Annotated in this window: 14 protein-coding genes; 3 read left to right on the top strand and 11 right to left on the bottom strand. The window is 41.5% G+C overall.

What is annotated here, in order from left to right; genetic code table 11:
- The 5 genes from ACLU24_RS13990 to ACLU24_RS13970 form a co-directional block, all read right to left on the bottom strand.
- On the bottom strand, positions 1–671 hold a 671-nt coding region (locus ACLU24_RS13990; RefSeq protein WP_412613279.1), incomplete at its 3' end, for a beta-L-arabinofuranosidase domain-containing protein.
- A gap of 336 nt (positions 672–1,007) precedes the next feature.
- Entirely contained in the window at positions 1,008–1,457 is a 450-nt protein-coding gene (locus ACLU24_RS13985; protein ID WP_412613277.1) for a type I restriction-modification enzyme R subunit C-terminal domain-containing protein, read from the bottom strand.
- 248 nt (positions 1,458–1,705) lie between these two features.
- Entirely contained in the window at positions 1,706–2,179 is a 474-nt protein-coding gene (locus tag ACLU24_RS13980; RefSeq protein ID WP_117961367.1) for a GNAT family N-acetyltransferase, read from the bottom strand.
- Positions 2,180–2,351: 172 nt separating this feature from the next.
- Complete coding sequence (locus ACLU24_RS13975) at positions 2,352–3,650, bottom strand: tyrosine-type recombinase/integrase (protein WP_117541451.1); 1,299 nt, start codon at positions 3,648–3,650, stop codon at positions 2,352–2,354.
- Between the two features lie 87 nt (positions 3,651–3,737).
- On the bottom strand, positions 3,738–4,433 hold the full coding sequence (locus ACLU24_RS13970; RefSeq protein WP_257340771.1) for a helix-turn-helix domain-containing protein: 696 nt from the start codon (positions 4,431–4,433) through the stop codon (positions 3,738–3,740).
- A gap of 171 nt (positions 4,434–4,604) precedes the next feature.
- On the opposite strand from ACLU24_RS13970, the gene ACLU24_RS13965 reads away from it, so the two are divergent.
- From ACLU24_RS13965 to ACLU24_RS13960, 3 genes are all read left to right on the top strand, one after another.
- Entirely contained in the window at positions 4,605–4,820 is a 216-nt protein-coding gene (locus tag ACLU24_RS13965; protein ID WP_022358410.1) for a helix-turn-helix domain-containing protein, read from the top strand.
- A gap of 247 nt (positions 4,821–5,067) precedes the next feature.
- Positions 5,068–5,343, top strand: a complete 276-nt coding sequence (locus ACLU24_RS14670) for a hypothetical protein (protein ID WP_475495313.1) — start codon at positions 5,068–5,070, stop codon at positions 5,341–5,343.
- 18 nt (positions 5,344–5,361) lie between these two features.
- Positions 5,362–6,504: a MobA/MobL family protein gene (locus ACLU24_RS13960; RefSeq protein WP_475495312.1), complete on the top strand. Its 1,143-nt coding sequence runs from the start codon at positions 5,362–5,364 to the stop codon at positions 6,502–6,504.
- 50 nt (positions 6,505–6,554) lie between these two features.
- On the opposite strand, the gene ACLU24_RS13955 is transcribed toward ACLU24_RS13960, so the two are convergent.
- From ACLU24_RS13955 to ACLU24_RS13930, 6 genes are all read right to left on the bottom strand, one after another.
- Entirely contained in the window at positions 6,555–6,668 is a 114-nt protein-coding gene (locus tag ACLU24_RS13955; RefSeq protein ID WP_228775907.1) for a cysteine-rich KTR domain-containing protein, read from the bottom strand.
- Between the two features lie 57 nt (positions 6,669–6,725).
- Positions 6,726–7,496, bottom strand: coding sequence for an ABC transporter permease subunit (locus ACLU24_RS13950; protein WP_005360908.1), 771 nt, complete (start codon positions 7,494–7,496; stop codon positions 6,726–6,728).
- Positions 7,493–8,389 carry an ABC transporter ATP-binding protein gene (locus tag ACLU24_RS13945; RefSeq protein WP_005360910.1) on the bottom strand — a complete coding sequence of 299 codons (897 nt, stop codon included), beginning with the start codon at positions 8,387–8,389 and terminating at the stop codon, positions 7,493–7,495. The genes ACLU24_RS13950 and ACLU24_RS13945 overlap by 4 nt, the downstream gene beginning before the upstream one ends.
- 1 nt (position 8,390) lies before the next feature.
- Positions 8,391–8,591, bottom strand: a complete 201-nt coding sequence (locus ACLU24_RS13940) for a PLDc N-terminal domain-containing protein (RefSeq protein ID WP_005360913.1) — start codon at positions 8,589–8,591, stop codon at positions 8,391–8,393.
- Positions 8,588–9,316: a MerR family transcriptional regulator gene (locus tag ACLU24_RS13935; protein ID WP_005360914.1), complete on the bottom strand. Its 729-nt coding sequence runs from the start codon at positions 9,314–9,316 to the stop codon at positions 8,588–8,590. Before ACLU24_RS13935 ends, ACLU24_RS13940 begins: the two co-directional genes overlap by 4 nt.
- A 324-nt stretch (positions 9,317–9,640) precedes the next feature.
- The coding region (locus ACLU24_RS13930; protein WP_412613272.1) for a TnpV protein at positions 9,641–9,979 on the bottom strand (339 nt) is incomplete at its 5' end.

Genomic DNA, 9,979 nt, shown 5'->3' with positions numbered 1-9,979 from the left:
GCCTCATACAGCGCTTCCTCACCTGTCAGCCTCGCCACATCCGCCATGCCGGAATATAGATAAACCGCACGCACGGAATGTCCGAACGCCTCGTCCTGCTTGCGCACCGGCAGATGCGCCTGATAATAGGAATAACGAAGCTCGTCCTCATGCCCTTTTTTGACTTCTTCGGGATGCTCTTGATCAAAGTAGTAGGGACGCTTTCCGCGCTCGTCCACGAAATACCGGGCAAGGTTTAAGTATTTTTCCTTCCCGGTCAGTTCATAAAGCCGCACAAGGGCCATCTCTGCGATTTCATGTCCCGGATAACCGTGAAGCTTTCCCTCTTCCGTACCGAAATTTGCCGCCACATAGTCTGCAAATCGTTCCGCCGCCTTCAACAGCTTGTCCTTGCCAGTCGCCTGAAAATATGCCACAGCCCCTTCAATCAGGTGTCCGAAGCAGTACAACTCGTGATGGTCCTTCAGATTCGTAAAGGTCGCGTCACGACCACTTAAAATATAGTAGGTGTCCAGATATCCGTCGTCCTGCTGTGCGGCGCAGACGATATCGATCGCGCCATCCGCGATTTTTTCCAGCTCCGGATCGGGATGCTGCGTTAAAGAATAACCAACCGCCTCGATCCATTTCGAAAAATCGCTGTCCTGGAACACAAACGTAAAATTCGTCATCTTTAACTGCTTGATCCTCCGGTAACACCTCAAAGCCGCGATAGGTATACTTCGGCGCAATAAATGTGTTTCCTTTTTCTTTCTTTTCCCGGTTCAGCTTTCCTGCAGCCTTGAAATTGTGCATACAGAAGCTCGGTGTCGCGCCCTCCACGCGGTCATTTAAGGCATCCCACTGATACGGGATCACCTCCTTGCGTACGAGCTCCATTTCCCCTTTCCAAAAGGTGTCCGTCACCTGAATGTTTTTCAGCGAAACGGGTGCGGAATAATTGTGTTTATCCATGTTGTTCCTCTCCTGTGTCTGTATTTTTTGTAATATGAAATCCTGTGATACCCTTATGCGGCTGCGTTTGCGTTGATCTGATCGATGACTCCTCTGATCCCCATCCACACGGACAGATCAGTGAAAATATCGACGATACTGCCCTGATCGGTAAACGGGGATTCCTGCAATACGGAAAGGTCTTTTAACATTCCGTTATGTACAATATATTCAATAATCTGATTGACAAAATAAATTTGTCTGCTGTCCATATTGGTATCAGACAGATATGCAGAAAACGCCTCTTTTGCCGCATTCATATCCAGTCCAACAATTTCACGGACAAATTCTCCCAGCGGTTTTTTCCCAATCTCATTTTCATAATCCTGTTTTGTCCCGATTTCTTTCCAAAGAATTTCTTCCAGACTGTCAATATCGTTTTCTGTCAGAGGCTTGTTCGTCTTTAATTTTGCAATCACGATATTGTCCTGATGCTCCCTGATATAAAACTCTGCTCTTTCCAAATAGTCCGTATTTAATATTTCTCCCTTTTTACAAAAGTGTGTCTGATGTATACTAACTCATAATTATACGAAACACCACACTTTTATTCATTTTCTATTCATTTCCGGCTAATGGGTATTCATTTTTACTCTAACTTATCATGCAATTTATTAGAATGGAATTTTTGAAAGAGCCAGCACCTTGAATGGGCTGACTCTTTCAATGTCACCTGTAATTGACAAACTGGAAGTTGTCGAGTTCTTTTCCGTTACAATTCTTTCATCATGCACAATGATTCTGGCATTGAAACATAAGGACCATAATTTTCCATTTTATTAAATCCTACTTTTCGATATACATGACACGATTCTTGTAGCAATTCTCCAGTTTCAAGAATCAATTTCCTATATCCTAGTTCTTTCGCCCACTCGATTAATTCAAGAACTAGCTTGGTTCCTATTCCTTTTCCCTGGAATTCGCCTCTGACAAACAATCTTTTCAACTCGGTTGCATTGTCGATATCACCATACTGATATTCTCTAATTGCTCCAGCACCAGCGGCTTTTCCATCAATATACACAACTACAACCTCTTTTATCTCATCAAGCTGATTATACTGTTTATATTTATCTCTCTTAATAACTCTTCCTACTCGCCTATCTAAATCCATATCTAATAACTGACAGTTCTCAATAAAATCTTCATTTGTCCCAGAACATCTAATAAATTCAATATCAGCCATATATAAACACCTCCTAGTGAAGAAAATTTGATTTTACTAAATCAACAAATTCCGATTTATCTATTCAATCCTCTATAACCCCTGTATTTTCAAGGCATATCGCCTACTAAATGTTCAAACCTAATGTATTTTCCCTTGTTTTTGCCCTTATGAGCCGAAACAAGGGAAATTTTTATTCTCCGCCGATTACCTTATCCAGCAGTCTTGCGGAAGTACGCTTCGCTTCCCTTGTAGCGTGAGCGTAAATGTTCATTGTGGTACTGACATCAGCGTGTCCGAGAAGTTCCTGCACATCTTTAGGTGCTGCACCGTTTGAAAGCAGATTGCTTGTATAGGTGTGTCTGAGCATATGAAAGTGGAAATCCTCCAATCCCTCCACCTTTTTTCTCGCTGTCCTGCACATAATCCCCACCGTACTCGGTGCTTCAAATGCCCCATCAGGTCTAAGGCAGACAAAGGATAATTCCTTGTACCCCTCTGGGACTTCCTCCGACCTCGGCAGACTGTAAACCTCATAATAGGTGCGGTCTTTTTCTTTGACCTCCAAATAGTAATTAAGGCTGTACAGTTCCCCGTATCGAAAACGGTTTTTGTGCTGTTCTGTTTTCGCAGTTTTCAGGATTGCGGCAAGCGTATCGCAAAAGTCCACGGTGCGGATTTTTTTACGCTTTGTTGCCCCTATTTCTGTTTTGTGCCTTGCCCCGTTGTAACGCATACTGCGGCGTACTGTCAGATATTGTTCTTCAAGGTTAATGTCCTGCCAAGTCAGACCACAGACCTCTCCAATACGCAAACCTGTATAATAGGCTATCTGTATAGGAAGAAGTGCAGGATTGTTTTTCTTTTTCAGGAAGTCCTCTAATCTCTGATACTGTTCGTAGCTGAGCGTTGGTGTGGAGGCAGTTTCTCCGTCCTCGTCCGAGAACAGTTCGCATTCTTCTTTCTTTCCTCGCCATACCACATACTGCATCGGGTTAAAGGTTATCAGTCTTTTCGGGAATACCGCAAAACGGAACGCCCCTTGTAAAACAGCCGAAAACAATCGGAGATACCCTTTGCTGAGTGCCTTTGCGGTTGTACCGTCAGGATTTGTACCGCCAAAGCTGAGAAAGTCTATATACGCCTGTAAATGGTCGGCGGTTACGGTTTTCAGCTTTCGGTTTCCTATCGGGTGCTGTTTGATACGGTTGACCGTTCCCTGATAGGACATTACCGTACCATTGCTGAGATTGCCGGGTTTCAGTTCTTCCTCCACCCACAGATCGAGCAGCATACCAACTGTGATGTTTTCAGACTTCGCAACGAATTTCTTTTCCTCATAGTCAGCGATTGCTTTTCTGAGCAGGGCTTCTGTTTCAGACTTGCTTTCTGTTCCCACAAACTCTTTCTGTACTTTTCTGCCGCTTTCATCTTCGATATAGAAGCGTGCGTACCACTTTTTACCTTTTTTTCTTACAGAACCTTTTGCCATAGATAAATTTCTCCTTTCTATCCGTGGCAATCGGGACTGTGACATATGGTGTGCGTAAAGTAATAGTGTCACTTATGCCGATGAATGTCAATCGGCATTTTCACTTGTCAAAGTGCCACGGAATTTTTCTTTTTCAGCAACCCTTTCTTCGGCTGCTGTCACTATCCCGAACAGGTCGCCCATCTTTACAGCGGTGCGTCCCTCATCGTAGATATGTAAAATCCCATCTAAAAACTGCTTCATATTCTCGATAGGAAGTTCCATTTCTTTACGGTAAACCCTTTCCATAATCGCCCCTGACTCAATCGCATAGCGGCGTAAGGACTGCTTTAAGCCCTCGTCCTCCGCTACACGGTCAACCTCAGCCATTGCGTCTGCAAAGTGATAAGTCATAACCGTATAGAGGTCAATCATCTTTCCGAGGAATGTGGTAAGCAGTTGTTGGTGCGGTTCTCCCTTTACCACAGAAGAAACCGTATCAAGATATTTTTTGATATGTTCCTCCATATCCCTTGCACATAAAGTGCGGCTGTCATATTCCTTATCTTCGGAAAGTCCTGTCAGCCATTCGGGAGTGGTCAGGAGTGCTTCTGCCAGCCCGTTGATAATCATTGTACGCTTCGGGTCTACTCCGTCCGCTTCATATCTTTGAATGGTAGATTTGTTTACCCCGACACGCTTACCAAGTTCGGGCATTGTTAAGTTTAATTCTGTTCGGCGTTCTTTCACTCGTTCACCGACCTGTTTTGCGGTGAATGTAATTTCTTTTTTCAAGGCTTTCACCTCCTATTGTTGATAGTATAGCACAGAAAAACCTATTTTGCAACCATAAATTTAATAATAGACAAAAATATTTCTTAATAAGTTGCAAAACGAGTTGACAAGAGGCATCAAAATAAGTATAATTACAGATACATAGTTGCAAAATGCGTGTTTTGAAAGGAGGTTGATAAAATGGGCAACATCAAAATGGGTTTAACCATAGAAGAAGCAGCAGAATGTACGGGTATCGGAAGAAATACAATGCGTAAGTTGGTAGACTGGGGCAAACTTCCCGTCCTCAAGGTCGGAAGAAAAGCGATTATCCGCAGGGATACTTTAGAGCGATTTATGAGCGTCAATCAGGGAAGAAACCTGCTGAATGAAAACGATGTCCGCAAAGTAGAATAACCATTCTCCAAGCCCTCGGCGTTTGAGAGCGAAATACACCCCTCGCACAAATCTTCGATTTGTACTCTGGGTATTTCGCCCTTGCAGGGGGCACTGTATCACAGCTTCGGACAATGCACCGCCGCTATGATACAGAAGAAAACAGCCCACTGTTTTCTTCGCTGTCCGTCTGCTTACGCCGCCGAAACAGCGGCAACCGATTTCTCGGTTGCAAAAAGAGTATGCCCGTCACGGGAGGAAGGAGTATATGGCAAGACATTCATTTATACAGATGTCGAAGCTATCCAATGTCAAGGGAAGAATATCCTATATCACAAGCCACGCAAAGCAGGAAAACCTTTATGCCACCTACCGCACCGCCGACAATGAATTTTGGAGTAACCTTGCAAGGGAAAGCCAGCAGGAATTTAAGCGAAGCGGTACAGAGGGCAAATGTATTGAAGCAAGGGAATTGATTATCGCCCTGCCCGAAGTATATACAAGATACGAGCCGCAGGAAGTCCTTGAAGATTTTACAGAGTAGTTCCACAGGCGGTATGGTGTGGAGTGCGTGTCAGCCCTCCACCACAACAAACGTAAGACGAACTATCATATCCACCTTATCTTCAGCGAAAGAAAACTGCTTCCTGAACCTGACATCAAGATAGCCACACGCAGCGTGTTCTATGATGAAACGGGAAAAAGGGTACGCACCAAGAAAGAAATCACAGGGGAGGACGGGCAGATACGAAAAGGCTGCACTGTCATAAAAAAGGGAGAAATTTATGAAAGCCACCTTTTTACCGTGAAAGATGATAAATTCAAAAGCGAGCCTTTTCTTCGGGAGGTAAAGGAGATTTACACCGACCTTATCAATCGACATATCTCTAATCCTGAACAGCAATTAAAGGTATTTGATAAGAACAGCGTTTATCTCCCTACAAAGAAAATCGGTAAGAACAATCCCAAAGCCGCCGAGATTGAAACGGATAATGCCGCAAGGCAAGAATGGAACAGGACAGCGGATATGGCACTCATATCGGGTATTTCCGAAGCAAAGATTTTAGAAGTCAAGCAGACCGAGATACACGAAAAAGCAAGCCAGTCAATTAAAAGCAAAGGCTGGCTTCCTAATCTGTTCCGTGGGATTGTGGCAAAGGCAAAAGATTTTCTGCAAAACCTTATTCGGGAGAAAGATATGCCACCCAAGCCTACGCTTGACATTGATATGGCAGAGTTTTGCCATATGAGAAACCTGATGATAAAAGTACAGGATAGGGCAAGGGAAATCAAAACCTTGCAGGATAAAGTTTTGCCGCAGTTGAAACAGCAGCTTGCCAATACAAAGGGAATTTTCAAAGGCAAAGAACGAAAAGCGTTGGAGGTAAAAATCAAAGAAACCGAAGTGGAGATTGCCGACAGGCTGGATAAAATCCCCGATACGCTCAAAGGGGACGGTTATCCCGATGTGCAGGTATTTATGCGGACTTTCCGAGAAATGGAAAGCGTTGTGGAACAGTATAACCATGACCTTGCCCAGTGGGAATATCAAGTCAGCAGGAAACCAACAGCCACCGCTAAAGAACAGCACAGACCGCCTGAAAAGCAGAGCGTGTTAAAACATCTGCGTGAGATACAGGAACGCAACAAGCAGAAACCTACGCAAAAACAGCGTAAGAAATCCATTGATAGAGATAGCAGATAGGCATTAAAAAACCGCCGTTATGGCGTTACCCATAGCGGCGGCATACATAATTATTTACTGACTGCAAGCGTGATTTTCATATCTTGAACATTGATGATTGTTTCTTTCTTGCACTTCGGACAGTAGAGAGGAAAGTTTTTCATCTCAGTATTTTCTTGTATCATTGTTCAGGTTTTATTGCCGCAGACAGGACAAAGCATCCATATACTTCATACACATACTTAAAGCTGCCTCTTGTTTATAATCGGAATACTTACAGCAACGCATACTATACACAAGAAAACAGTGATAACTATAGCTTTTATATATGCGTCTATTTCCTCTACACCCATCAAAAGTGAGTTGGTATTCATCAATATAGTAGGAGAATACCACTTTGCTTTCGGTATGATACTCAATAAATATGCCAATAGTACTGTCCCTCCGATACACAAAGAAACGCCTGTGTTATTCTTCAACAATGATGAAAATAGAGTAATAAGGCATATAACCCACACGCCAAATATCCACCACATAGTTGCTGAAAAAAATAAGTTATTCGCAATACTGTTATCCCAAAAATACTCATTGTATCCATAAGTAATGGTAAAACATATCTCATATCCAACTGTCCAAATTGACAGCAACAGCACAGTTTTTGCAAGTACAACTTTATATCGTGACAAGCCTTTTGTCAGCACAAGTAATAATGTTCCAGATTTGTATTCTTTAGTAAATATATCGCTAAATATAAGTACAAAAGCAATCAGCGCAATCGGAATGTTCTTAAAAAATTGTGTCCATGAAGTCAAAGCATCCACTTGAACATTTGTGACAATCAACCCACTTTCTGCCATTGAGTCAGATAGCATTTTCATCATCCATGGTGTTAGCTTCGCAACCGCAGGACTCATAATACCGAACAGTACAAATAGTAATATAATAATCATAATTTTACCCGTTCGTGTAGCTTCCATATATTCTTTTCTCATAAGAGCTAACAGAGATTTCATTTTGTCACCTCCAAAAACAGAGTTTCAAGCGTAGGCTCTAATCGTTCAATTTTTTGTATAGGAATTCTGTTTTCAGAAATATATTGCATCATATCAAAAAAACGATTCTCGTTTCCCTGAAAAATAAGCGCATTTTCCTCTGCATGTTGAAGTTCATTAAATGCCTCTGCAAGCATATCAGCAACTTCTTTTTTCTCTATTTCAATAATAAATCCGTTAGATGATTGCTTGTTTCGTAGTTCTGCAATAGTTCCTTGCATAGCAATTTTTCCGTCATTCAAAAAAGCTACCTCAGTGCAGATACGCTCTACATCAGAAAGAATATGCGTGGAAAAAAGTATTGTCGTCTGTTCTTTGGCTGCAAGAAGTATATCCAAAATCTCCTTGCGCCCTGCTGGATCAAGTGCTGATGTCGGTTCATCGCAGATTAAAAGTTTTGGACGATTTAGGAGTGCTTGTGCAATTCCCAAGCGTTGTTTCATTCCTCTTGAAAATCCTTTTATGCGCCGTTTTTCCTGACCAAGACCAACTAGTTTCAACAGCTCTGTACTTCTCGCTGTAATATCTGCTTTATCCATTCCACATAAATTACCGCAGAGAGTTAAATATTCTGTCGCTGTCATATAGGAATAAAATTCTGGAACATCAGGCAAATAGCCGATATACCTATTGGTGTTAGTCTGTCCAAAATGCACTTTTTCTCCCATAACATAGATTGCACCACTATCACATTTTGTAAGACCAAGGATTGCTTTCATTGTTGTCGTTTTTCCAGCTCCGTTTTTACCGATAAACCCAAAAATGCTGTGTTCCTGAACAGATAATTCAAGTCCGCAAAGCACTTTTTTACTGCCAAAACTCTTAATTAGGTTTTGTATTGTTAGTACATTCATCTTATTCCTCCTTGCCAAGCAAGAAATAGAGAATTGGTCCGATAAACTGCATACCAATAATCACAACAATAAGCCACAAAGTGCGATTGCCTCTTTTATAGTTCTTATGGGTTAAAATGTGATAGATTGTATACCCCAACAAAACAATTTCTGCGATTGCCAACGGAAGCAAAAACGGAAGTAATTCCATAAATTCACTCATTCTTTTTCCTCCTCTCCATAGGTTTCCACACACAAGCCTTTATACCCACAGCAAGTACATGTCAGGTTTCTAAGAGTAGGAGTATGCCTTGCGAAAATAGCCTCCTTTAGCTTCGGCTTAAAAACCTCATGGCATTGCGGACAGATATATGCTACTTTTTTGAAATAGAATTTAGTGACCCAAATTCCATATAGGATGGCTACCAAAACATAAAGAGCAAACGGCCACCAAATTCCTGTAATTATCCAAAGAATAATAGATGTCCATTGGATTATGTTAATAGGAAGACCTGTAATCAACAAGGTAGCATGTAGTTTCCTCATTTTCTTTTTGTTTTCCATCGCATAAGCTATATCACCAATAGATTCAATGGAGAAATTTTCTATGGTTTTTAGTTCTTGTTTAATACCATCGAGCATATCAAGTTTTACTTGTCTTTCATGTATTTCTTCTTTCAGAATATTTTCTTGTTGTTCAAGCAAAACGGAAATAACACTACCAGGGTCATGTTCAGACAACAACTCTCCTATGCTGTTTATTGAAATGCCAGCATCACGAAGAAAGCAGATAATCTTCATCCGTTTTAAATCCTCTTCTGAATAAAGTCTCCTTCCGCCCTCTGTTAACTCGCTGGGTGTTAGAATGTTACGGGTATCATAATACTGTACCGTTCTGACAGATACACCGCAGAGCTTTGCAATTTCTCCAGTTGTATATTTTGACATAGCCTCCACCTCCTTTCATCACTATCTTATTTCATTACGCAGCGTCATAAGCAATATGTTACGCAGGGGGATTTTTACAAATTTCAAAATTTATTCATTTTCAGTTCTTCTAATCTGTTTTTGTTTGCTTTCAGCCTTCTGTGCAATATTTTTTGAATTTTTAAGAACAGGACACTCTCGAATTATATTCAAGTATAATACCCCTTATTGCAGATTATATATATTTTATTCGCTTAAACAAAGAATATCAACTTTGTAATACGACATCACTCAATACAATTTTACAAATAAAGGCGACAGAAAGAAATCTCTGCCGCCTTTGTTTTATGCGTAAATAATTTCCATATTGACGATTTCTCTTGCCCTTGCTTGTATCTCGTTCATTCTTCCAACCCACAACATCGAGTTTTCTGCTTTGAGTTGTTCGGTTACCCCCTCCTTGCCAGCCATTTGCTCGACCAATCGAAACATCATTTCCGCTGCCTGTTCGTCAATATCAGCAAGATAACCGTTCAATTTTCCGCTTGTGAGTAGCGTGGTGTAAACCGCCCGTTTATGTTCCTGTAAGTAGCGTTTGTGCCGCTGCCCCCATAAGCCGATAGGTTTGTGTTCTTTTTCGGTTGGTAAAGTAAGGCAAGGGATATAATAATCTCCCTGCAACTC

Source organism: Pseudoruminococcus sp., assembly GCF_047012705.1.
Taxonomy (GTDB): Bacteria; Bacillota; Clostridia; order Oscillospirales; family Acutalibacteraceae; genus Pseudoruminococcus.
Note: the sequence above shows the minus strand (reverse complement) of the source record. Positions and strands in the feature narration are given on the sequence as shown.

What these genes read in the sequence shown, in the direction of transcription:
- ACLU24_RS13935 (WP_005360914.1), bottom strand. Translation starts at nt 9,316, where the DNA reads ATGTCAAAATATACAACTGGAGAAATTGCAAAGCTCTGCGGTGTATCT.
- ACLU24_RS13945 (WP_005360910.1), bottom strand. Translation starts at nt 8,389, where the DNA reads ATGAATGTACTAACAATACAAAACCTAATTAAGAGTTTTGGCAGTAAA.
- ACLU24_RS14670 (WP_475495313.1), top strand. Translation starts at nt 5,068, where the DNA reads ATGGCAAGACATTCATTTATACAGATGTCGAAGCTATCCAATGTCAAG.
- ACLU24_RS13940 (WP_005360913.1), bottom strand. Translation starts at nt 8,591, where the DNA reads ATGAGTGAATTTATGGAATTACTTCCGTTTTTGCTTCCGTTGGCAATC.
- ACLU24_RS13965 (WP_022358410.1), top strand. Translation starts at nt 4,605, where the DNA reads ATGGGCAACATCAAAATGGGTTTAACCATAGAAGAAGCAGCAGAATGT.
- ACLU24_RS13975 (WP_117541451.1), bottom strand. Translation starts at nt 3,650, where the DNA reads ATGGCAAAAGGTTCTGTAAGAAAAAAAGGTAAAAAGTGGTACGCACGC.
- ACLU24_RS13955 (WP_228775907.1), bottom strand. Translation starts at nt 6,668, where the DNA reads ATGATACAAGAAAATACTGAGATGAAAAACTTTCCTCTCTACTGTCCG.
- ACLU24_RS13950 (WP_005360908.1), bottom strand. Translation starts at nt 7,496, where the DNA reads ATGAAATCTCTGTTAGCTCTTATGAGAAAAGAATATATGGAAGCTACA.
- ACLU24_RS13980 (WP_117961367.1), bottom strand. Translation starts at nt 2,179, where the DNA reads ATGGCTGATATTGAATTTATTAGATGTTCTGGGACAAATGAAGATTTT.